The organism is Flagellimonas olearia, from assembly GCF_004150225.1.
GTDB lineage: Bacteria > Bacteroidota > Bacteroidia > Flavobacteriales > Flavobacteriaceae > Flagellimonas > Flagellimonas olearia.
Map to the genome: position 1 here is coordinate 98,906 of NZ_ML142914.1, position 24,127 is coordinate 123,032.

The 24,127-nt window shown below is 46.0% G+C and carries 15 protein-coding genes; 10 read left to right on the top strand and 5 right to left on the bottom strand.

All coding sequences use genetic code 11. The annotated features are described in order from the left end of the window. Positions 1-14 precede the first annotated feature (14 nt). Both DN53_RS16065 and DN53_RS16070 read left to right on the top strand, forming a co-directional pair. On the top strand, positions 15-1,391 hold the full coding sequence (locus DN53_RS16065) for a RagB/SusD family nutrient uptake outer membrane protein (protein ID WP_165357469.1): 1,377 nt from the start codon (positions 15-17) through the stop codon (positions 1,389-1,391). Further along, on the top strand, positions 1,378-3,666 hold the full coding sequence (locus tag DN53_RS16070) for a zinc-dependent metalloprotease (protein ID WP_129655933.1): 2,289 nt from the start codon (positions 1,378-1,380) through the stop codon (positions 3,664-3,666). Before DN53_RS16065 ends, DN53_RS16070 begins: the two co-directional genes overlap by 14 nt. Positions 3,667-3,894: 228 nt before the next feature. Here DN53_RS16070 and DN53_RS16075 read toward each other — a convergent pair whose 3' ends face one another. After that, entirely contained in the window at positions 3,895-4,491 is a 597-nt protein-coding gene (locus tag DN53_RS16075; protein WP_129655935.1) for an RNA polymerase sigma factor, read from the bottom strand. Between the two features lie 101 nt (positions 4,492-4,592). Between DN53_RS16075 and DN53_RS16080 the strand changes: the two genes are divergently transcribed. The 4 genes from DN53_RS16080 to DN53_RS16095 all read left to right on the top strand — a co-directional run bounded on the left by DN53_RS16080 (position 4,593) and on the right by DN53_RS16095 (position 13,028). Next, complete coding sequence (locus DN53_RS16080) at positions 4,593-5,750, top strand: FecR family protein (protein WP_129655937.1); 1,158 nt, start codon at positions 4,593-4,595, stop codon at positions 5,748-5,750. Between the two features lie 163 nt (positions 5,751-5,913). Next, complete coding sequence (locus tag DN53_RS16085) at positions 5,914-9,210, top strand: SusC/RagA family TonB-linked outer membrane protein (RefSeq protein ID WP_242502200.1); 3,297 nt, start codon at positions 5,914-5,916, stop codon at positions 9,208-9,210. A gap of 105 nt (positions 9,211-9,315) precedes the next feature. Beyond that, a complete protein-coding gene (locus DN53_RS16090) occupies positions 9,316-10,638 on the top strand; it encodes a RagB/SusD family nutrient uptake outer membrane protein (RefSeq protein ID WP_165357471.1) in 1,323 nt (440 codons plus the stop codon). An 83-nt stretch (positions 10,639-10,721) separates the two neighbouring features. Then, positions 10,722-13,028, top strand: a complete 2,307-nt coding sequence (locus tag DN53_RS16095) for a zinc-dependent metalloprotease (RefSeq protein WP_129655941.1) — start codon at positions 10,722-10,724, stop codon at positions 13,026-13,028. 297 nt (positions 13,029-13,325) lie between these two features. Here the strand turns inward: DN53_RS16095 and DN53_RS16100 are convergent, their stop codons facing one another. The 4 genes from DN53_RS16100 to DN53_RS16115 form a co-directional block, all read right to left on the bottom strand. Further along, complete coding sequence (locus DN53_RS16100; RefSeq protein ID WP_129655943.1) at positions 13,326-13,562, bottom strand: DUF6520 family protein; 237 nt, start codon at positions 13,560-13,562, stop codon at positions 13,326-13,328. A gap of 52 nt (positions 13,563-13,614) precedes the next feature. Further along, positions 13,615-14,067, bottom strand: a complete 453-nt coding sequence (locus DN53_RS16105; protein WP_129655945.1) for a MauE/DoxX family redox-associated membrane protein — start codon at positions 14,065-14,067, stop codon at positions 13,615-13,617. A gap of 96 nt (positions 14,068-14,163) precedes the next feature. Further along, positions 14,164-14,526 carry a helix-turn-helix transcriptional regulator gene (locus tag DN53_RS16110; protein WP_129655947.1) on the bottom strand — a complete coding sequence of 121 codons (363 nt, stop codon included), beginning with the start codon at positions 14,524-14,526 and terminating at the stop codon, positions 14,164-14,166. A gap of 69 nt (positions 14,527-14,595) precedes the next feature. Further along, positions 14,596-15,195, bottom strand: a complete 600-nt coding sequence (locus DN53_RS16115) for an RNA polymerase sigma factor (protein WP_129655949.1) — start codon at positions 15,193-15,195, stop codon at positions 14,596-14,598. A gap of 130 nt (positions 15,196-15,325) precedes the next feature. On the opposite strand from DN53_RS16115, the gene DN53_RS16120 reads away from it, so the two are divergent. From DN53_RS16120 to DN53_RS16135, 4 genes are all read left to right on the top strand, one after another. Next, entirely contained in the window at positions 15,326-16,540 is a 1,215-nt protein-coding gene (locus DN53_RS16120) for a FecR family protein (protein WP_129655951.1), read from the top strand. 261 nt (positions 16,541-16,801) lie between these two features. Then, a complete protein-coding gene (locus DN53_RS16125; protein WP_242502201.1) occupies positions 16,802-20,035 on the top strand; it encodes a SusC/RagA family TonB-linked outer membrane protein in 3,234 nt (1,077 codons plus the stop codon). 11 nt (positions 20,036-20,046) lie between these two features. Beyond that, on the top strand, positions 20,047-21,444 hold the full coding sequence (locus DN53_RS16130; protein WP_129655955.1) for a RagB/SusD family nutrient uptake outer membrane protein: 1,398 nt from the start codon (positions 20,047-20,049) through the stop codon (positions 21,442-21,444). Between the two features lie 109 nt (positions 21,445-21,553). Continuing rightward, positions 21,554-23,740 carry a zinc-dependent metalloprotease gene (locus DN53_RS16135; protein ID WP_165357473.1) on the top strand — a complete coding sequence of 729 codons (2,187 nt, stop codon included), beginning with the start codon at positions 21,554-21,556 and terminating at the stop codon, positions 23,738-23,740. Positions 23,741-24,127: the final 387 nt, after the last annotated feature.

Sequence of the window (24,127 nt, forward strand, 5' to 3'; positions counted from 1 at the left end):
CAATACAAGGTATTATGCATACAATCCATCGGTCTTCACTTTTCGTGCTGATGATGGGGCTCTTTTTGGGGTCTTGCGAGGAATTCGTGGACATAGCTCCCCCGACCAATGAACTCACGGGAAGCGTGGTCTTCGAAGAAGCGGCCACCGTCGATGCTGCTTTTGCACATATCCACTCCCAACTAAGGGAAGATGTGTTCACGACTGGGACCGTATCGGGACTATCCTATCTAATGGGACATTACACGGATGAACTAACCCTGTACAGCAACGTATTGCCCGAAGTTCAGGAGTTTGCCAATGGCCGCCTAACGTCCTCCAATGGGAGTGTGGAACGGCTTTGGGACGGGGCTTATGAACTGATCTATGCAACGAACAGTATTTTGGAGGGAGTCCAAAACTCCACGGATCTTGCACAAGGGGATATCGATCGGTTCTTGGGCGAGGCCTATTTTTTGAGGGCGTTCCTTCATTTCCATTTAATGGAACTGTTCGGTCCGGTGCCCTTTATCGATTCGACCAATTTTGACATCAACAGTAAAGTAGGCCGTATGGATTTGGAGCAACTTTCCATCTTGATCTTCGAAGATTTGAGATTGGCAAAGGAATTCTTGGCCCAAGTGGAAGTAGCGGACAATTACAGACCGAATTATTGGACGGTCACTGCGTTTTTGGCCCGGTTTTACCTGTATCGGGAAGAATGGTCGAATGCCCTCACAGAGGTCCTGGAGGTGGAAAATGACGGTCCGTTCGGGCTGGAAGAGGATTTGCTGTTGGTTTTTAAAAGGGACAGCCCTGAAACCCTTTGGCAGTTGGATTCGGGCATCCCGGGCAACAACACCAAAGAGGGATCAACATTTGTCTTTTCGGAAGGTCCACCTCCGAACTCGGCCCTTAACAACGATTTTATCAACCGGTTCGAAGCTGGGGATGGCCGTTTGCAGGCCTGGGTGGGCCAGGTCGTTGGTGACAGTGAAACCTGGTATTATGCCAATAAATACAAGTTGAACGCACCAAGCCCCAGTACGCAGGAATGCTCCATTTTGCTCCGGTTGTCCGAGCTGTATTTGATAGGTGCGGAGGCTTATGCACATTTGGGCCAGGATGCCGAGGCGCTGGCTTATCTGAACCGGGTCCGACAGCGGGCATTGCTTGCACCGATTTCGGGACTGTCCGGTACAGCTTTGTTGGATGCAGTTTATAAAGAAAGGGCAGTGGAACTGTTTTCGGAACAGGGACATCGATTTTTCGATCTGAAACGGACCGCTAGGGCCGATGCCATTTTAGGTGTCATCAAACCGGAATGGGAGCCTTTTGCCGTCAACTTGCCCATTCCCCAATCCGACCTTTTGTTGAACCCAAACCTGGCCCCTCAAAATGAAGGTTATTAAGATTATGTTTTGGATTAGCTCCATTGCCTTGGGAAGGAAACGCACTGTCCATAGGGCTCTTGCTCTAAGTGCGCTACTTCTTGGGGTGGCCTGCCCTCTTTGGGGGCAGGCCAATAATGGTATAGGGGCCTATCTGGAGGACAATCGGCTTTTTTTGGTGCTGGATAGGGAGATTATCGGAGAACCTATGCTGTTTGTAAGACATCATAAAGGTCAATTAATGGTACGATGGTTACACCTCGGCGAGCAGGTGGTATTGACCCAACACCGGGTGCGTTCTACCCTTGGCGAATGGATTCCCATTGATGACGACTACAAGATCGAAGAACGGGTCCTGGGAAAGTTCAAGATCATCAAGGATAAAAACGATACCGGTGGTCTGACCATAGATGCTACCGAACTTATATTGTCCAATGATATGAAGTGGTTTGCCTATGATTCCCCTGAGCGTATCGATCTTCGAAAATCATACATTTATAAGGTGGAGAAATTGGATGGGGAGACCGTCATCCGAACGAAACGGACAACGAATACTGGCACTACGTCCAAGACCATTGAGGTGGATTTCAGTTTTTATCAGTTGACCGATTGGCCTATGCGACCCCGATTGTTCGATCACAGGATGGGATACTATTTGGAAGATGTATGGGATGCCCAAAGAACGGATAATTACAAGGCGGCCATTATGCGTTGGCGCATGGAGAAAAAGGACCCAATGTCGACATTAAGTGAACCTGTGATCCCGATCACCTTTTATTTTCACCCTGATGTTCCGGATCTATGGAAACCCTATATCCGAGCGGGAATATTGGCATGGTCGGTCCCTTTTGAAGCAGCTGGATTCAAAAATGCGATTAAGGTACGGGACTTGCCGGAAGGAGCACCAAGTGGTCACAGTGTGACCTATTCCATGATTCGATGGGAGAATTTTTCAGGGGTTCGTGGATCGGAAAAGGAAAGCGGGTCAACGGCGAAAATGATCGTGGACCAACGAACCGGTGAAATCCTTAAGGCCGATATTCTGATCAGTTCCTCCCCGCGCAGTCTTGTGGATGAATATGTGGTACGCTGTGCGCCCATGGATGCTAGAGCACAACGATATCCCGTACCCGAATCCTTGGTAGGGGAACTTTTTCAGTATGTGACCTCCCATGAAACAGGGCATGCCTTGGGACTTATGGATGGCAATTACGGGGAATATGCCTATCCCTTGGAGAAAATACGGGATGTGCAATGGCTCCGGAAAATGGGGCATACACCAAGCATCATGAACTATGCAAGGCATAACTATATTGCACAGCCCGAGGATAGCATTCCTGCATCATTGTTGTTGCAAAAAGTAGGGCCTATGGATATTTTCCAAATTAAATGGGGCTATAGCAACTTCCCTAAGGTTACTTCCCCATTTGAAGAGCGACCTATTTTAGATAGCATTATCCTTGCCTATGATAGTATTCCATGGTATCGGTTCAATGCCGATCGGTATGGTAGGATAGGACCGGGGAACACCCATGAGGCAGTGGATAATCGTGACCCCATAACGAGTACGGAACTAGGGCTTCGAAATATGGAAAAAGTCATGGGGTTATTGCCAAAGTTGAACCGGGACCAACCGGATGATGCCCTTTTGAAACGGCTTTATAAGAAAACCTTGGAACTCTGGTTTTATGAAATGCGTCACGTACTTTCCCTCGTGGGCGGTTATACGATCCATTATAAATCAGCTGCTCAGCCCGGTGCCGTATATGTGCCCATTTCCATGGGGGAACAGCGTAAGGCCCTTGGGTTTTTGCTCCAAAATGCCTTTGAGGTACCCCAATGGCTGGAACATCCCAGTTTTGAATATCGACTTGATGATATAAACGGTACCGATATGTTATTGGTCTATCAATTACAATTATTGTCTGAACTGATGGGTGTATCCCGAATGGGGAGGTTGGAGCACATGGAGAGAGCAGTACTATGGGGAATGATCAGTATGCTACAGGAAGGCCTGTTTCAAGAATTGAAGGATATCAGGGCTGACATTTCGCCAAGACGTCAAGAAATACAATCCACTTATATCGATACGTTGATTAATATAGTAAAACGGAAAGAGGCAAGCTTTAGGGTAGAGGATAAAAAATTTGACTATACAGATTACTCAAAAGGGCTTTTAATGCAGCAACTAATATCCCTAAAAAAAGATATTAAAAAAGCCGTTAAAAAGAACAAAGAATCCAGTTCATTGGGCCATTGGCAAATATGCCTGAACAAATTGAACGCGATACAATGAAGAGCGACCATAACCACAACACACACCAACCAAATCATAAAACTTCGATGTTTACATTTTGGTTTGATGGGTTGACTAAAAATGAGGACCGGACTTCATGGAACCTATGTTCCTACTAAGTTCGGTCCCTTTTATGGATGCTTCAAAAAAATTGTGAATTTCCAGTCCGGAGAAAACTTAAACTTAAGGGGACAATTATAAAATGTATGTGAGAGATGATAAACCCAATTATAGGACCACGCTACCTTGACCACCAAAGAGTAGAAACAAGAGTGATTGGAGCTTTTCGCCCACTTTTTCCCGCAGCAGGGCAAAGGCCTTGGTCATCTGTGTCTCCACGGTCTTGACCGATACACCCATGTGCTCGGCGATCTCCCCATAGGTCAACCCTTCTTTTCGGCTCAATAGAAAGGTCTCCCTGCACTTGGCCGGCAACCGATCGATTTCCCGATGGACAATCTCCATGAGCCGTTCAATTCGCTCAGGATCCTCTTTCTCCAAATAGGCGTCCAGTTCCTCGATATACTTTTTCTCCAAAGCCGTGGTGGCCATCTCCTTACGGTACTGGTCCACGAACTCATTATAGACCGCACGGTAGAGGTAGCGCTTCAAATCCAGTTCCGGGTGCAACCGCTCCCGTTTTTCCCAGAGCCGGATCAATACGTTCTGCACGATGTCCTCCGCCTTATAGGCATCCCGCGAAAGATTGGCCGCATAGCGGCAGAGTTCCACATAGTATAGCTCCACCAAAGTAGCATAGGCCCTCCGATCCCCTTTTCTAAGGGAGGGCAGGAGTGCAGTGTCATGTTGGGGAAGCTTTTCCATGGGGGTGTCCGATAACAGGTCCTTAACAAAAATATCAATTTTTTTTAACCTTGCGTCAGGGTGTCCCTTTTCCGGGTTCGTCTTAGGATAAAACAACACGGATGGATCCAGCTATCGAGACCCTAATTGTAAAGTTCCTGGCCAACGAGGCCAATAGGGACGAACTCCTTGCCCTGGAGGAATGGGTGAAAAAGAACCCCAATGCCCCGAAGTTTGTGGAACACATTAAGGTCAACGTGGCAGTGAACCGAATCATGGACAACTATGATGCCCAGCATACTAAAACGGTCCTCATCAATCATATCGACCAGAAGCAGGCACACATCCGTCGCAAACAACGTACGAGCATTTTAAAGTATGCAGCCCTGTTGATTCTGGCCCTTGGGCTCGGGTATGTACTGACACAACAGGTGTTTGACGAAAATGGCAAACAGAGCAAGCCCGTGATCGTGGACAACCAGATTCAAGTGGGAAGTGACCGAGCAATCTTGACATTGGAAGATGGTTCAAAGGTCACCCTTGAAAAAGGAGCCAACTACCAATCCCAAAACGCAACCAGCAATGGGGAGGAGATTGTCTATGCACAAACTACCGTGACCGAAACGGCCTTCAACACCATAACGGTGCCCAGAGGAGGACAGTTCTTTGTCCAGCTCTCCGATGGGACCAAGGTATGGCTCAATGCCGAATCACAATTACGATATCCGGTATCCTTTCCCACGGACCACCCAAGAACAGTGGACCTGGTCTACGGCGAGGCCTATTTCGAGGTAGCCCCCAGTACGGAAAATAATGGAACCCAGTTTCAGGTCAACCACTTTGAACAGACAATAGAGGTCCTCGGCACCCAATTCAATGTCAAAGCCTATAAAGACGAGACCAAGGTTCGCACCACCCTGGTAGAGGGGCGGGTGGCCTTGGAAGTACAAGGGCGTACCAGCACCCTGGGCCCAGGCTTTCAAGCGGTATGGGACCGGCAAGTGGGAACCCTCTCCACGGCCCAAGTGGATGTCTACGACCAGATTTCCTGGAAAGAAGGTGTGTTCAGTTTCAACCGAATGGCCCTAGGAGAGATCATGAAGGTGCTATCACGCTGGTACGATATGGAGGCAGTGTTCGAAGACCCCAAACTGGCCCAACAAGGATTTACCGGCGCATTGGGCCGGGAACAGGAGATCACGGAGATCTTGGACAATATCAAAGACTTTGATATGATCGAGACCTATGCGATAAAAGGAAATACCATAACCTTAAAATAGACCGATATGGACAGTAGCTAAGCACCGATTTTTTCACTCAAGGGGATAAAACCCCTGCCCAAAACGCACAAAAAAAGGGAGCGAAGCCAAACATTTTGCCGATGGCCGACTTCGTCCCTACAGTGCCAATCAACGAATTGTATAACTAACACAAGACAAATTTATGGAAATTGGAACAACCAAACCACATGGGAGGCCCCAAACGCTCTTCCTGTACCTTATGAGAACCTTTATCTTCTTGCTCTGTACCACCATGTTCGGACTCACGACCAAGACCACCTTTTCCCAAGAAAGGGTGACCGTGGCCACGGACCGGACATTGACTGTGGACGAAGTGTTTGACCTGATCAAAACACAGACCAAATACCGTTTCATCTATCCCGAGGACCTGTTCGCGAATGCACCCAAAATCGACCTGAAAAAAGGAAGGGTCAGCGTTGAACAGCTCTTACAACAGGCCGTTCAGAGAGAGGCCTTCAACATCATCCTGGGCCGGAACGACCGGATCATCATCCGCCCCAAACAACAGGCCTTCCAACGTCAAATAACCGGGACCGTGACCGATACCAACGGGGTGCCCCTACAGGGGGTGACCGTGATATTGATGGGAACCACAAGGGGAACCCTGACCGATTTTGAAGGGAACTACACCATACAAGTAGTCGATCCAGAACAGGTCCTGGCCTTCTCCTATCTGGGCTTTACCCCCCAAGAGATTACAGTAGGTACCCAGAGCACCATCAATGTGCAGTTGGAAGAAAGTGTCAGTGCCCTTGACGAAGTGGTGCTCAATGCAGGGTACTATACGGTTTCCGAAAAAGAACGTACAGGAAACATTGCCACGATCAAGGCCAAGACCATGGAAAAGCAACCTGTGGCCAACCCATTGGCCGCCATGCAAGGGCATATGTCAGGGGTGAACATCGTGCAGTCCACAGGGCTGCCGGGAGGAGGGTACTCCATTGAGGTCCGTGGGAGGAATTTTATCAATGGGGCCACCGACCCCTTGTTCATTGTGGATGGGGTGCCCTACGGATCCCAATCCCTAGGTTCCGAGGATATATCCAGGGATATCGTGAACAGCGATATCAGCCCCCTGAATGCTATCAATCCCAATGACATTGAGAGCATCGAAGTACTTAAGGATGCCGATGCCACTGCCATATATGGTTCAAGAGGGGCCAATGGTGTGGTGCTGATCACCACTAAAAAGGGGAGGGCAGGTAAAACACGGTTCGATGCCCACCTGAGTACTTCCCTTGGCCAGGTTTCCCAATTTATGAATCTGATGGACACCCAGCAATATCTGGAGGTGAGAAGGGAAGGGGTCAGCAATGATGGTCTTGATGGGTTTTTGGGCGTGCCCGCCTATGACTTTTATTGGCCCGATATTACCCTATGGGACCAAAATAGGTATACCGATTGGCAAAGGGAACTTATAGGGGGGACGGCGTATCGGAACAATGCCCAACTTTCGGTTTCCGGGGGAAGTGAACGTACCCAGTTTTTGGTCAGTGGGGCCTTTTTGAAGGAAACGACAGTCTTTCCTGGGGATGCCAATTATAAAAGGGCCAATGTGCATAGCAATATCAACCACCGATCGGACAATGAGAGGTTCAGGTTGAACCTGTCCACCAGTTATAGCCAGGAGGATAATCTATTGCCACGATCAGACCTAAGCTTTCAAGCGTATACACTGGCACCGAATGCACCTGCATTGTTTGACGAGGATGGTAATCTCAATTGGGAAAACAATACATGGGACAACCCTTTGGCAGCCCTTGAAGAGAAATTTGGGGTCAAGACCAGAACTGTTATGGCAAATGCCCTGATCTCGTATGAGCTTGTGAAGGATTTGGAGGTAAGGGCGAGCATGGGCTATACGGATTATAGTTTGGATTCGTACCGGACCCTGCCGAGTTCGGCAAGAAACCCAAGGTTCAACTTTACCCCGCAAAGTTATTCCAGCCTGACCACAAATGGTTCCAAGCGGAATTCATGGATCATTGAACCCCAGTTGCAATGGAAAACGGATTGGAAAAAGCTTTCCATGGATGTACTCTTGGGGACCACTTTCCAACAGGAAACCACCGAGCAACTGGTGATGCGGGGTACGGGCTTTCCCAACAATTCCCTGATCTTTAACCTGACAGCTGCCGATCGTGTGGAGGTCCGAAACAGTGTCGACAGCGATTATAAATATAATGCGGTGTTCGGGAGGGTCAACCTTAAGCTTTTGGACAGGTATATCCTAAACCTGACGGGAAGGAGGGATGGGTCTTCCCGCTTCGGTCCGGGCAAACAGTTCGGGAATTTCGGTGCTGTTGGATTGGCATGGATCTTTTCCGAAGAGGCCCCCCTTTCTGACAGTTCCGTACTGAGTTTTGGAAAACTCCGAGGCAGTTTTGGTACCACAGGGAGTGATAATATCGGGGATTACCAGTTCTTGGATACCTATACTGTCACAGGTTCCGATTATGACGGGGTCGCCATTCTGAGTCCTTCGGGCATTTTTAATCCCTTGTTCGGATGGGAGGTCAACAAAAAACTGGAGGCAGGGCTTGAACTTGGGTTTTTCAGGGACCGTGTATTTGTAAATGCATCATGGTACAGGAACCGTTCCTCCAATCAACTGGTGGGGGTGCCCTTGGCGGCCACGACCGGGTTTTCCGAGCTTACCGGTAATTTCGATGCCACGGTGGAGAACTCGGGTATTGAGTTGGATTTTCGTTCCGCCAATCTAAGTACGGAAACCTTTAAATGGTCCACGACTTTTAATATATCGGTTCCCAAGAGTGAACTTGTGCGCTATGATGGTCTGGAAACTTCCACTTTTGCCAATCGCTATGTCATAGGTGAACCTTTATCCATCGTAAAGCTGTACAGATCCCTTGGGGTCGATCCCGACACTGGACAATACGTGATCGAGGACTATAACGGGGACGGGAACATCAGTAGCAGTGGGGACCTTGAATGGATTGAGGACCTGGCACCCAAGTTTTATGGGGGTCTCGGGAATACCCTCAACTGGGGCAACATGACCTTTGATGTTTTCCTACAGTTCAAAAAGCAAAAGGGTTATAATACCCTCCGGGACAACGCGGTTCCCGGGTTTAGGAGAAATGCCGGTGTCGAACTCTACCATGATAGATGGCGGGAACCGGGTGACATGAACAACTATCAAGTCGCCTCGTCCGGATTGATAGCCGGCTCCAACAATGGAGACCTTCAGCGAAGGAGCAGTGCCGCCGTGTCGGATGCCTCTTTTATCAGGGTACGCAATATTTCCTTGAACTATAGAGTGCCCCATCTAGAAAATGGTCTGGATGTCAATGTATACCTGCAAGGGCAGAACCTCTTGACCTTTACCAAATACAAGGGGCCCGATCCGGAACAGACACTCAACAACCGATTGCCCCCACTGAGACAACTGACCTTGGGACTTAAAGTAGGGTTCTAACCATTTAAAAAAAGTATCATGAAAACAATAACGAAGTATTTAATAATGAAATGGAACTCCTTGTATGGGAAAAGGTGTCTATCGATAATACCCTTAATAGGAATTATGGGCTGTACGGCATTTGTGGAAGTCGACCCTCCAAAGAACATCATGGTCTCCGAGACCGTGTTCAATGATCCATCTACGGTGGAATCCGCCATGGCCGACCTGTATTTTACCATGCGGGAATCTGGAATGGTCTCCGGCAACTATGGGTTTACCACTAGATTGGCCATATACAGTGATGAACTGGACTACTATGGCTTCAATCCCCAATTGTTGGAATTCTACCAGAACCGGGTGCTGCCACCCAATACCGAGGTTTTGACTTGGTGGAGTGAAGCCTATAAGGTCATTTACGGGGCCAATGCCATTGTCGAAGGGATTGAAGGGGCCACCGATTTGGAAGAGAGTGAGCAAGACAGGTTTATGGGACAGGCACTTTTTGTCCGCGCCTTCATGCACAGTCTTTTGGTATCCGTTTTTGGGGATGTTCCCTATATCACAACCACAGACTATGCCTTTAACAATCAAGTCTCACGGATGTCCGAGGACTTGGTTTATGAAAGGATCATTTCAGATCTGGTGCGGGCTGTGGGACTTATGGAAAGCAGTACCATCGACAATGAAGAACGGTTGGTTCCGGACCGAAATGTGGCCAAGGCTTTGTTGGCAAGGGTATACCTCTATACGGACCAATGGGACTTGGCCGAGGCCGAGGCAACCGATGTCATTGGCAACTTTGGTTTGGAGGATGAACTGGGAACGGTGTTCCTAAAGGAATCAATGGAAACGATTTGGCAATTGCAGCATGGTGAATTTCCTGGGAATACCCAAGAGGCCAGCCAATTGATCATCCCATTTGTACCTGGCCAGTCTTTTGCCTTGACCGATGGGCTCCTTTCCGCTTTTGAGGATGGTGATGGTCGAAGGTCGGCATGGATCGATAGCATCTCCAATGAAGAGCAGACCATCACGCTGTATTATCCATACAAGTACAAGGCACGGTTTGATGTTACCGAGTCCCTTGAATATTCCATCCATTTTAGATTGGCGGAACAATATCTGATCCGATCAGAAGCAAGGACACGTCTAGGAAATTTGATCGGTGCCCGTGAAGACCTTAATATGATTCGAAATAGGGCAGGGCTTGCCAATACCACGGCCAATTCGGAAAGTGAACTTTTGGAAGCTATTCTTGCCGAACGGAGGGTGGAATTGTTCACCGAACAGGGACATCGTTGGTTCGATCTTAGGCGAACGGGTAGGGCCACAGCGATTTTGGGAATGTTCAAACCGGATTGGGAGGATTCAGATGTACTTTTTCCGATACCTGAGATCGAATTGGAGGCCAATCCCAATCTATTGCCACAGAACCAAGGATATTGATCGGATGGGCACTCTCTGGAAACAAGTCTGGAAATGTTCAGTACTGTGGTAGGGGAGTGCCTGTCCTTAAAAACCGAAAAACAATGAAATATTTTTTATGGATGGGGCTGTTCTTGACTGTTCCCTTTTTTGGAATGGCCCAAAATCCGATTGGAGGGACCGAGTTTAGGGAAGTCCCATCAACAACACAGACTTTTTTGAACCCATCCCTAGTGGAAGGTCAGCTTTTTATGGACCTCTCCAAATCCTACATGGGGCAACCCATGCTTCTTACCAGGATCGGTCGATTACATAGATATGAAACCAAACAGGTGGTGTTCAGGAAATATGGCAACCAGATTTATTTGGAGGAACCTAGGATTTGGTCCGAGACAGGTATTTGGTTGCCTGTGGGAAATGATCCGGATGTGGAATCGAACATATTGGGTGTTTTTGATATCATGGAAGAAAACGAAGCTAGGTTCCGTATCAATATCACCGATATCCTATTTGATGGATCCCTGGGATGGGAAACGCTATCCAATGCACCCAATGTACCAAAATTGACCGGAGTTGTCGGCACCAAGGTGATGGGGGATGAGGTAGTGGTCAAGGTACACCTGGGCCAACAAAAGAAAAACGTCAAAATCATACAGCCGGTTTATTATAGCCTTATGAAGCTGTCAAGTCCCATGGATCCCAGACGGTTTGATTATCGAATGAGTTTTTTGATCGAGGGTATGCCCAACCACCGCGATCGTACCAAAAATGATATGGGAAGCATTGTCCGTTGGCGTTTGGAAAAAAAATATAAGGATAGGCAGACCAGTGTTCCCATCCGCCCCATCACCTTTATCATGTCCCCTGACATCCCGAAGCAATGGAGGCCTTATGTCAAAGCCGGTATCTTGGAATGGCTGCCCGCATTCGAGTCGGCAGGTTTTAAAGATGCCATCGTTGTGCATGAGGTCGATTCCTTGGATGAGTGGTCGAGCCATTGTCTGGGAACTTCAGTAGTTCGATGGTTCAGGAATGGGAATATCAGGGAGTTCGGGGAAAAAAGAAGCGGTTCGACCGTGACCTTGGTGGTGGACCAAAGGTCGGGAGAGATCATAAAATCCGATATTCTGTTGGGTTCTTCCTATGAACATCTGATGGATGCATACTTTATCCGATGCTCGGCCTTGGATGAGCGTGCCCAAACCTATCCCTTTCCCGATGAACTCATGGGGGAATTGATACAATCCTTGGTGGCCCATGAAACAGGTCATGCTTTTGGGATTACTGACAATAGCTATGGGGAATATCGGTACCCCGTTGATAAAATGGGTGATGCACAATGGCTTCGGACAATGGGCCATACCCCGAGTATCATGAATTATACGCGCCATAACAATATGGCACAGCCCGAAGATAGCATTCCCCCTTCCCTTTTAATGCAAAAAGTGGGCCCCACTGATAAATACTATATCCGATGGGGGTATCAGGAGTTTCCTGAGGGTTGGTCGGCTGAAAAAAAGAACGATAGTCTGGAACGCTTCATCAGATTGCAGGATACCATTCCTTGGTATCGCTATACGAACGATCAGGGTGAATTCATCGGTCCGACCGCAACGGATGAAGTCGTCGAAACGGATGATCCTGTCAAAGGAGCCAAATTGGCCATGAAAAATCTGGAGCGGGCCATGGCGCTCTTGCCTAAACTGAACCAGGGCCAAAAGGACAATGCACGTATGGAACGTATCCATAGGGAGGCCATTGAACTTTGGTATTTCACCATGAGGCATGTCTTTTCACTTGTAGGTGGATATGAGGTATTCTATAAATCGATGGATCAACCCGGAAAAATGTATGATCCCATTCCCTTGGAAACCCAGCGGGAGGCCATGGATTTTTTGGTCGATCAGGTTGTTGCTCCCCCAGAGTGGTTGGCCCGACCAACGTTCAGTACCTATTCACGGTTTACGACTTTTCCCGACGAGTTATTTACATACCAACAGTTATTGGTACAGGAGATGTTGAAACCGAAACTCATGAAACGTTTGCAATATATGGAGACCATCCAAGGCTTCGAAGGGGTTATGAATGCCTATTTTGTACAACTGCAAAGGGGACTTTTTAGTGAATTGAATGGGAAGGGTGGGTTTGTGGAACCCAGAAAACAAGGGTTGCAGGCAGCCTATATCGATTGGTTGGTAAAGATTGTTTTGGAAGAAAGTACAGATGTGAAACGCAATCTTGAGGTATTTGCGCAAACCGATTATGCCAAAGGCATGATGATGGGACAACTCATACAATTAAAAAAACAGATGGATGAAAAGTTGCGGCAGGAAAGGCATCTGGAACAGAAAGGTCATTGGGCCCTATGCCTTGCCAAGCTGGAGAAGGTACTTCAAGTGGAACCAAAATGACCTTTCTTTTTTTATAGTAGATCATTTTTTTTGAATTAGTGATCAAGTCGTCTGGAAAGCAATTTCTGGGCGGCTTTTTTTATCAGGAAGGATATGGCAACCTTAACGGGTCAACCAAGCTTTTTGGCGCCACTTTGAAATAATGATTTGTGGCCAGGCCTATAGTACAGAAGATCATTTGTGTCGACATGTGGTGTTGCATCGGGAAGTGCAATTAGTTGATTTTGGAATGGCTTTTCATAAAATAATGAGGCTGTCCAAAAGGACAGCCTCATCTTGACAAACGTATTATGGTGTTTAATCCCATGTACGCTTAGGGTCTGTCAACCCACTGTCATTGAACACCTGATTAAGTCCATCATAACAGTACCCCCCACTAAGATTGGGACAATCTGTTTGAATTTCAGCATACCCGGATTGGGTTGCGATATAGCCCACATAAGGAAGATTGCTTTCCTCTGTGGCAAAGGCTAGGCCAACCGCCAACAGAATGGCGAAGGCCGGTAAAACAAGTTTTAAAAAATTAGATTTCATAATACTTAGTATAAAAGTTAATGCCTACTCTTTTCTAGGTTTTCGGCTTCCCCTACTGCACAGTATTTTGATTTATTTGGATGTTGTTTTGTTTCTTTGACCAAAGGATTCCCAATAGGGAAAGCACCATAAAGGAGATATTCAATATTACATGGTCCTTCCACCTCAAGGCTGAAATGACCCCGCCACAGGAACAGGGGATGGACTCACTGTACTTTAACACTACAATGATATAGGTGGTGAATGAGCCCAATAAGATTAAGCTGGCATAAAGTGACATGGTTCGGTATTTAGGAAACCACAATAGGCCTGCGATCACCAGCTCCAAAAAGGGCACGGCCCATGAGATCAAAGAGGCATAGGATGAAATATAAGGCATCCGTTCCAGGCGCCATTGAAAGAGATCCAAATGGTTCAGTTTACTTACCGCTGTATACATGAATAGAATGGTCAGCAAAAGGCTGAACAGGGTAATAAGTTTGGAGTAGATTCCTTTGTGTGACATATCCTTTGATTTGATATGACAAAGTTCGGTAGTCTGATGTATCTCTAAGGGAGTATTTGTTATCTGAAACGGAGTAAATATATGATTTTAAGGATTTTACAACCTTAAATCCGTAGGGGACATTCCATATTTGTCCTTGAATGCCCTTGAAAAATGGGTCTTGCTCTTAAAGCCGGTCATTTGGATGATTTGCTTTATCGTTAAGGAGCTGTGCTGGATCAGGGTCCTTGCCATTCGAAGACGTTCCCTGATCAGAAATCTAAAAATGGTCGTACCATAGATTTGTTTGAAGCCATATTTCAGTTTGTACTCGTTGGTACCCTTCTGACGGGCAAGATCCTGCAAGGTGGGAAGGTCTTTGTCCAGATTGTTGATGATCATATCATGAACGTCCCTGATGATTTGGATGTCCTCTGGCGTCAACGTGACCTTGTGTTCCTTGATTCCCTTTTTAATCATAAACAGAAATCCAAAGTTCTATTATTTTAGTTCTGAGCAGTTACACAAATAAAGCAATATTCAAACTAATTATCCTTCAAGTATTTTTTTTTCAATCGGAAACAAAAGAAAAAGAAAAGACCTGAGTTTATCGCCCACCTCTTTCCGGAGCTTGTCATAGGCCTTGGCAAGGTGCCATTCCACGGTCCTAAGGGAAATGTTGAGGTATTCCGCTATCTCCAGATTGGTCAGCCCCTCCTTTTTACTGAGCAGGAAGGTCTCCCTGCATTTAGGGGGCAATTGGGCAATGGCCTCCGTCACTATCGCCATTTTTTTCCGTAAAAGTTCGGAATCACTATCCTCGACCACCTGCTCAAGGGCATCCCTATAGGCCATTTCCAGTTTTGAAGTGGCCTTTGACCTATGGTAAAAATTGATGAACTCATTATAGGTCAGTTTAAGCAAAAAACTCTTGATCGATAGATGAGGTTTGAGTTTTTTCCGCTTTTCCCAAGTCTTGAAAAACACATTCTGGACAATGTCCTGAGCCGAGGGACCATCCCCGCAAAGGGAAACGGCATAGCTGAAAAGCGCATGGTGGTATTCCCGGACCAAATGCGCATAGGCCGCCTCCGAGCCCTGTTGGAGCTGGCCTATCAATACTACATTGTCCATTTGGGAATAATCCATAATTAGCGAAAAAACTTAATCTCAAGTTACCTCGACATCAATTAAAATTTAACTAAATGTAAAAAAAAACATTAAAAAAGCCCGTAGTTCACTTTTTTGCCCAGTTATATAAATAAAGAACCCAGGGATTATGGACCCTCAAATAGAAAGCATCCTTGTCAAATACCTGAGCCATTGTGCAACGGCTGAGGAAATGGATATCCTGGAAAAATGGATCGATGCCCCGGAAGGGAAGGCACGCTTTCAGCAGTACGTAAACACGAACTATCTCATCAATTACACTATGAACGACCCCGATACCGAACACGAAGTCGAGCAGCTCTTGACCAGGATCCGAAGGTCAAGATCATTGGCCCATCGTTTCAGGACAAGCCCCTATTTACGATATGCAGCAGTATTGGTCGCTACGGGAATGCTCCTCGCAGGATATTTTATGCTGGACCGATCCAAGAAATCCGAAGACATACAGATCGAACCGGTCATTGTGGACAATGCCATCGTACCAGGGTCGGACAAAGCCACCCTCACCATGGAGGACGGATCCACGGTCGTTTTGGAAGAAGGAACCTCGTTCCGGTCCGACCATGCCACCAGTAACGGCGAGGCGATTACCTATACGTCATCCCAGGCCTCGTCGGGGGACGACCCCGCAACCCGCAATCCGAAACCCGCAACCCACACACTGACGATTCCCCGGGGTGGGCAGTTCTTTGTCGAGCTCTCCGACGGGACCAAGGTATGGCTCAATGCAGAATCGCAGCTGAAATATCCCGTCGCTTTTGTCGATGGAAAGACCCGGACCATTGAACTCATCTATGGAGAAGCCTATCTTGAGGTCTCTCCCAGTACGGAGCACAACGGATCCCGGTTCCAAGTTGACCATCCACAACAAACCGTGGAGGTACTCGGCACCGAGTTCAACATCAAGGCATACAGGGACGAACCTGTTATCTATACCACTTTGGTCGAGGGAAAGGTATCCCTGACCTACGAAGGGAACACCCCTGCCTCGCCGGCAGGCAGGGAAAACTTAAGGCCCAATCAACAACTCCGGTACAATACCCAAAACAAGACGGCATCCCTATCTGAAGTGAACATCTTTGATGTGGTGTCCTGGAAGGAAGGGGTGTTCAGTTTCGACCATGCCACCCTTGAAGAGATCATGAAAGTCCTGGAGCGGTGGTACGACATGCAGGTAGTCTTTGAAGATGCTAACTTGAAACAAGTGGAATACAGCGGATCCATAAATAAAAAATATGAGATCGAGGAAATCCTCACAGCCCTAATGGAAACAGGCACCATACGGACCTATGAAATCGATAAAAAGACCATTGTACTGAAATAAAACTATATGAAATGTCCCATTTTTAAAAAACAACTTGACCCAATGTCCAATTAAACCAAAAACGATATGTAAAAGAAAAACTAACTCTCAGACCCAGAAAAAGAAAAAGGAGGAATATGGCCTTTACCTGACAAGTGCGAACCATACCCCCCTTAAAACGTCATTAATCAGATTATTTACCAACCAATAACACGCAAATTTATGGAAATTAATAAAAGAGTTCCCCTTTATGTCCATATAGAAGGGGCACTGAAATGTATCATGCGAACGCTAATACTCTTATTTTGTGTTGCCACCTTTGGCCTGACCCCCAAAGAAAGCATGTCCCAGCGGATCATGATCGATACCGACAAGACCGTGTCTGTGGACGAGGTCTTTCGGATCATCAAGTCCCAGACCAAGGACTATATGTTCATTTACAAAGCAGACCTTTTTCAGGACCTTCCCAAAGTTGAGTTGAAAAAAGGCAGCATCCGGATGGACAAGCTCATCAACAAAAGCCTGTCCACGGCCAACCTGAACATAGTTGTGACCAAGAACAACACCATCCTGATCAAGGAACGGAAAAAGAGCGAACAACAACAGGTCACCGGAATCGTCACCGATGAAAATGGCACCCCAATACCCGGGGTCACCGTAATGGTAAAAGGAACAACCTTGGGCACGGCAACGGATTTCGACGGCAACTACTCCATCACCATACCCAGCCCCGACCATGTTCTGGTCTTTACCAGTGTTGGTTATGCTACCGAGGAAACAACTGTAGGGCAACTGGCAACGATCAATGTTCAACTGAAAGAAGCTGTAAGTGAATTGGATGAGGTGGTGCTCAATGCCGGGTATTATACCGTATCTGAGAAGGAACGTACCGGAAGTATAGAGAAAGTATCTTCCGTAGATATTGAAAAACAGCCCATTTCAAATCCCTTGGCAGGCCTACAGGGGAGAGCCGCAGGGGTAGAAATCGTACAAACCTCTGGAGTCACAGGATCAAGGTTCAATATTCAGATCCGGGGAAGGAACAGTATACGTCCCGGTGCCAATGAACCTCTTTATATCGTCGATGGCGTCCCTTTTTCCTCATCGAGCCTTGGGGAGCAGCAATCCTCTGCGACCGTCATTACCGGTGGAGCCATAAGTCCCCTAAACAACTTGAACCCTTCAGATATTGAAAGTATAGAGATATTGAAAGATGCCGATGCCACAGCCATCTATGGTTCCAGAGGAGCCAATGGAGTGGTTTTGATCACCACGAAAAAAGGCAAAGTGGGCAAAACAATGGTGGAACTCAATATACAGACAGGCTTTGGAAAGGTGTCCAATACTTTGGATGTTTTGGACACACCCAGCTATCTGGCCATGCGCAGGGAGGCCTATGTCAATGATGGGATAGACCCGTTGCCGTCCAATGCCTACGATATCAATGGAACCTGGGATGAAAACAGATATACCAATTGGCAAAAAGTATTGTTCGGAAAGACATCATATTTGACCAATGTCCAAGGTTCTATGTCTGGAGGAAGCCAGCAGACTCAGTTTTTAATAAGTGGAAATTATCACAGACAGAGCAATGTTTACTATGGGGACTATGCCAATGATAAGATTTCCGTTTTGGCCAATCTCAACCATGCTTCCAAGGACGATAGGTTTGGCCTTCAATTCTCCACAGGATATACGGCTAACACAAACAACCTTCCGGCGACTGGATTGGCCGCAACCGCATTAGGTCTACCCCCGAATGCACCGGAACTGCTCAATGACGACGGGTCGCTCAATTGGGAGAATTCCACTTGGAGCAATCCCTTAAGGCATTTGGAAGGGTTATACGAATCCCATTCGACCAATCTTATCAGTAATATGAATCTTAGGTACAACCTTTTTGATGACCTAAGCTTGACCACTAATCTAGGCTACACGGAAAGTCATGTCAAGGAGTTAAAAACAACTCCTTCTACGATATATGACCCAGCATACGGGGTGGGTCCGGAATATTCCAGTGCCATCCATAACGTATCCCAACGCACTTCATGGATCGTGGAGCCTCAACTGCATTTTGGGCATGACTTTGGGAATACGCGATTGGAAGTGTTGGCAGGGTTGACCTTTCAAGAACAAAAGGATGACAGGCTTTCACAGAATGGACAAGGGTTTACAAACAACAGCTTGATAAAAAACTTGGCCGCCGCTTCAAACATCATTCCTATCCAAGACACGGAGCAGGTCTATCGTTACCATGCCATGTTTGGTAGAATCAACATCAACCATCAGAGTAAATACATCCTCAATGCAACGGGCAGGAGAGATGGATCCAGTAGATTTGGACCGAACAAAAGGTATGCAAACTTTGGTGCACTTGGCGCCGCCTGGGTATTTTCCAACGAAAAGTTTATATCCCAAGGAGTACCATTCTTGAGCTTTGGAAAATTAAGGGCCAGTTATGGGACATCAGGTAACGATCAAATCGGGGATTATCAGTATCTGGATACCTATTCCTATGGCAGTACCCAATACCTCAATTTGGTAGGACTATATCCGACCCGTTTGTTCAATCCAGATTTTGGCTGGGAGTCCAACAAGAAGTTTGAAATAGGATTGGATCTGGGGTTCTTTAACGACCGCATTGTCTTTGATGGTAGCTATTATAAAAACAGATCATCCAACCAATTGGTAGGAATTCCTTTGCCTGGCACAACGGGTTTTGGTTCCATACAGGCGAATTTGGATGCCACCGTCGAAAATACGGGTTGGGAATTGTCTCTCAATACGGTGAATCTTAATAGCCAGCATCTACGTTGGTCAACATCCTTTAATCTTACCATTCCCAGAAACAAGTTGGTAGCTTTCCCTGATTTGGAAGGTTCCACCTACGCAAATCAATTGGTAGTAGGCGAACCCTTGAACATAGTTAAGCTTTATCAGTTCAATGGGGTAAATCCCGATACCGGACTTTATGAATTTGAAGACTTCAATGGGGACGGAAATATTTCATCCCCGGATGATAGGCAGATCATCAAAGATGTTGGACCAAGGTTTTATGGAGGGTTTGCCAATCAACTTTCCTATAAAAAATTCCAATTTGATGCATTGTTCCAGTTCTCCAAACAGGAAGGTTACAACTACTGGTATTCCAGTGGAATACCAGGAGGAATGGCCAATCAACCCTTGGTAGTGTTGCAACGCTGGCAATCGGAAGGGGACCAATCCTTGGTTCAGCGGTTCTCTTCAGGGCGTGATTCCGATGCAAGAAGGACACATTCACTGTACTCCAATAGCGATGCCTCTGTATCAGATGCCTCATACCTCCGACTGAAGACCCTTTCCATTTCTTACGAGGTGGCCCATCGGAATAGCCATGGATTTGGCTGTGAACTATTTCTTCGGGGCCAGAACCTTTGGACATGGACAAATTATAAGGGGTTAGATCCCGAGACCCAATCAACCTCTAGCCCACCTGTATTACGAATGATAAGTGTGGGAACCCAATTAAAATTTTAAAAAAAAATAAGATGAAATCATTTATCGGAATACTACATACAATTAAGAATAAGGTCTTTCGCCCATCCTACATCTTAGTTTTCATATTAAGTGCTTGTGAAGGATTTACGGAGGTTGATCAGCCCACTGATCAGTTGACAGGCTCAGTGGTTTTTGAAGAAGCCTCAACGGTTGATGCGGCCTTTGCATATATTTACAGTGAATTGCGGCATAATTCCTTTACCAATGGAACGACTTCTGGCCTAAGTTATCTGTTGGGTCACTATACGGATGAGCTTAATCTGTACAACCCCAGTTTCCAATCCATTCAAATCTATGAAGAGAACAATGTACTTCCCACGGATGGATATGTGCAGGGTTTTTGGAATTCAGGATATACCCTTATTCACGCATCAAACAGTATTTTGGAAGGTGTAGGTGCATCCACAACCCTGACGTCTGATGATAGGGAACATTTTTTGGGTGAGGCTTATTTCTTGCGGGCGTTCATCCATTTTTACCTGACCAATTTGTTCGGGGAAATTCCCTATGTGCAAAGTACGGATTATAGGGTCAACAGTACCATAGGACGTATGGAAACTACCTTGATATATCAAAAGATTATTGATGATTTGATGCATGCCAAAGAATTAATGCCAACGGGTTCTGGGACAAATTTCCGCCCAAACCGTTGGGTGGCCTCAGCACTTTTGACAAGGGTTTATCTGTATCAAGGCGAATGGTCCTTGGCCTTGGAGGAGGCACATGATGTCATTGAGAATGGAGGATACCAAATGAATACGGATTTAGGGCAGGTTTTTTTAATAAACAGTCCAGAAACTCTATGGCAGTTGGATTCTGGGATCAATGGTGTAAATACCGAGGAGGCATTTACTTTTGTTTTTACTGATGGACCACCACCGTATTCGGCCATGAGCAATTATTTGGTGAATAGTTTTGAGACAGGGGATGCCCGCTTGACAAATTGGGTCGGGTCTGTTTCAGAAGGTTCGGATACATGGTATTATCCCTATAAGTATAAAGTGAACACCAATACGGCGACCACAGAGGAGAGTTCCATCATCATTCGTTTGGCAGAACTCCATTTGATAGCAGCTGAAGCTGCGGCCCAATTAGGGGATATAGAATTAGCCTTGGACCATCTTAACATCCTTCGGGAGAGGGCAGGTCTTCCAATGACCCCATCCATGGACCAAGTCAGTTTGTTAGATGCCATACATAGGGAACGGAGGATAGAATTCTTTACGGAACTTGGACATCGTTTTTTTGACCTAAAGCGTAGCGGAAGAATCGATGGTGTCCTGACCCCGGTTAAATCCAATTGGCAGGGCACTGATGCAAAATTACCACTTCCGGAATCCGAGTTGTTGCTCAATCCAAACCTTGAGCCCCAGAATGAAGGATATTGAAATGAACACAAGCAGATTGTTCTTAGGTAATAGGAAATTGTTCCCTACGAAAAGATATACTTGTAAGGTTCTATTCTCTGTAATTGTTTGGTTGATTGTCTGTCCCATTATGGGACAGACGGATTCCAAATTTAGGGGTCATCTGGAAGGGGGACGATTTATAATGACCTTGAACGAACGGGTATTTGAACAACCTATGCTTTTTGTCCGTCATGGATTGCAGGGAGGGCAGTATCAAGTACAATGGTCAAAGGTTGGAGGTCATCTGGTGTTGGAAGCTCCACCAGTAAATTCTCTTGCCGGAGTTGAAATACCACAAGGTGTCAATGGGACGTCGCCAATTTTGGGACGGTTTCCAATCCTCCCCAGTGGTCAGGATTCAAGTTTCGTTCAAGTGGATTTGACGGATTTTATCCTTCAGGCCCCAATATCTTGGCAAAGAAATCTTCCTAAATCCGTAGATAGGAAAAGGTCTTATATTGAAGGGGTATGTAACCTAGAGAATGAAGTGGTCATCGGTACCAAAAGTACCGTAATACAAAAAGGGAAAGACATAAGCTCTGATGTGGATTTTAGTTTTTATGTACTTCCCAAACCCATTAGACCTAGATTATTTGATCATCGCATGGGTTTTTTTAGTGAAGATATATTGGATGTACTGAACCATAGGCCAAAGCCCGCTGTAGCCAGTATTATGCGTTGGCACTTGGAAAAAAAGAACAAGGATCTAAAACTAAGTGAACCGTTAAGGTCAATCGTTTTCTATTTAGATCCGTCCACGCCCGAAAAATGGAAACCCTATATCCGTGCAGGAATTATGGAATGGCAACCAGCCTTCGAATCCGCTGGGTTCAAGAATGCTTTGGAGGTAAGGGAATTTGGTCCAAAGGATTCCCTGTTCCCCGAGAATGCCATGGCCCGGTCCGTAATCCGATGGGAAGCCGAAGATAGTGTGAGAAAGGAGAGACATTCCAGTTCCACAGTATCTAAAATAATCGATTTCCGGACAGGGGAGATATTAAAAGCTGATATAATCATAGGTTCCATTGAGGATCTTTCGGATAGATATTTTGTAAGGTGCAGTCCTATGGACCCGAGAGCACAAGTATATCCATTTCCTGATGATTTAATGGGAGAGTTGATTCAATATGTAACAGCACACGAAGCAGGACATGCCTTTGGGATGAAGGATGCAAACTATGGGGAATATGCCTATCCTTTTGAGAAGATGAGAGATAGCCATTGGTTAAAGGAAATGGGGCATACTCCAAGTATCATGGGTTATGCACGCCATAATTATGTTGTGCAGCCAGAGGATAGAATACCACCGTCATTGCTTATCCAAAAAGTAGGCCCAATGGATCATTATCAAATCCAATGGGGATACCAGGAGATTCAGGATGTGGAAATGCCCAAAGATGAACTTCCAACATTGGAAGCCTTGGTGCTACAACAGGACAGCGTGCCGTGGTACCGATATAATCTCAATCAATATGAAAAGATCGGGCCTGCAACCGCAAACAACGTAATGGACAATGACAACCCCATCGAAAGTACTCGTTTGGGTCTCAAGAATTTGGAACGTGTGATGGAAATCCTCGACAGGATGTACCGCAAGGAGAGTTTAGACCGTTCTATTCTGAAGAACAGTTATTATGATGCTCTGGAACTATGGTATGCCGAAATGCAGCATGTCCTAAGTCTGATTGGTGGCTACTCCATTCAGTACAAATCAATAGGACAACAAGGTGCAATTTATAGGCCCATTGATAGGACTGATCAAGAAGAAGCACTGTATTTTTTTATGCAGCAGGCAATCACTCCCCCAGATTGGTTGGCCAATCCCAATTTTCTGGTTGACCTCCGATTTTCAACCCATCCAGATGAATTGTTGGGTTATCAACAAAAACTTGTCCAAAAATTGTTCGATCCACATCGATTGAAACGTTTGGAATGGATGGAAGAAGCCTTGGGCTATGAGGGTATAATCGAACAATTTTTAATGAAGTTTCAGTCTACACTATTTCGGTTGACCGATACAAGAGACCGTAGGAGTCTGGCCCTTCAAAAAGAATTTATCACTTTAATGGTCAAGGTGGCCCAAGAAGAAATGGAGCAATCCACAACTCTGGCCAACTTTGGATATTCTGAAATGACCAAGGGACTTTTTATGAAAGCCCTTATTTCTCTACAATCCGATTTAAAACTTGCTCTGGATAGTGATATAGATGATAATGATATTGGTCATTTGAAATTATGTTTAAGGGAACTCAAAAAAGTTACCATAGTAAAATGATAGGGAGTGACACGTTATATCCAACTCAGGCTGTTTTATCATCGAACATTTGGAAAATGGAGAAATCAGAACTTTCATTAAATTCTTTTTTCATTGATGGGTCTAAATCCAATCAATCTAATAGGAGTGAAATTTGTAAAGTAATCTCTTTAACAACAAACCCTAATTTTTTGTCCACCGCGTAAGGGAATCCAATTTCGCAATCGTTTTAGGAGTATATAACAAGATAAAAGCGGTACAAACCCCCGAATTCATATGATCATACATACATTTTTATTTGAGTTGGCCATTCCCCTGTTGCCCCTAGGGAGCAGGGGAATCTTTTCAATTTATCCTAATGTGTGAAAGTAAATTGGGACAATGCTCCCACATAATTGATCAAAAAGG

What these genes read in the sequence shown, in the direction of transcription:
- DN53_RS16065 (WP_165357469.1), top strand. Translation starts at nt 15, where the DNA reads ATGCATACAATCCATCGGTCTTCACTTTTCGTGCTGATGATGGGGCTC.
- DN53_RS16070 (WP_129655933.1), top strand. Translation starts at nt 1,378, where the DNA reads ATGAAGGTTATTAAGATTATGTTTTGGATTAGCTCCATTGCCTTGGGA.
- DN53_RS16075 (WP_129655935.1), bottom strand. Translation starts at nt 4,491, where the DNA reads ATGGAAAAGCTTCCCCAACATGACACTGCACTCCTGCCCTCCCTTAGA.
- DN53_RS16080 (WP_129655937.1), top strand. Translation starts at nt 4,593, where the DNA reads ATGGATCCAGCTATCGAGACCCTAATTGTAAAGTTCCTGGCCAACGAG.
- DN53_RS16085 (WP_242502200.1), top strand. Translation starts at nt 5,914, where the DNA reads ATGGAAATTGGAACAACCAAACCACATGGGAGGCCCCAAACGCTCTTC.
- DN53_RS16090 (WP_165357471.1), top strand. Translation starts at nt 9,316, where the DNA reads ATGGGCTGTACGGCATTTGTGGAAGTCGACCCTCCAAAGAACATCATG.
- DN53_RS16095 (WP_129655941.1), top strand. Translation starts at nt 10,722, where the DNA reads ATGAAATATTTTTTATGGATGGGGCTGTTCTTGACTGTTCCCTTTTTT.
- DN53_RS16100 (WP_129655943.1), bottom strand. Translation starts at nt 13,562, where the DNA reads ATGAAATCTAATTTTTTAAAACTTGTTTTACCGGCCTTCGCCATTCTG.
- DN53_RS16105 (WP_129655945.1), bottom strand. Translation starts at nt 14,067, where the DNA reads ATGTCACACAAAGGAATCTACTCCAAACTTATTACCCTGTTCAGCCTT.
- DN53_RS16110 (WP_129655947.1), bottom strand. Translation starts at nt 14,526, where the DNA reads ATGATTAAAAAGGGAATCAAGGAACACAAGGTCACGTTGACGCCAGAG.
- DN53_RS16115 (WP_129655949.1), bottom strand. Translation starts at nt 15,195, where the DNA reads ATGGATTATTCCCAAATGGACAATGTAGTATTGATAGGCCAGCTCCAA.
- DN53_RS16120 (WP_129655951.1), top strand. Translation starts at nt 15,326, where the DNA reads ATGGACCCTCAAATAGAAAGCATCCTTGTCAAATACCTGAGCCATTGT.
- DN53_RS16125 (WP_242502201.1), top strand. Translation starts at nt 16,802, where the DNA reads ATGCGAACGCTAATACTCTTATTTTGTGTTGCCACCTTTGGCCTGACC.
- DN53_RS16130 (WP_129655955.1), top strand. Translation starts at nt 20,047, where the DNA reads ATGAAATCATTTATCGGAATACTACATACAATTAAGAATAAGGTCTTT.
- DN53_RS16135 (WP_165357473.1), top strand. Translation starts at nt 21,554, where the DNA reads ATGGGACAGACGGATTCCAAATTTAGGGGTCATCTGGAAGGGGGACGA.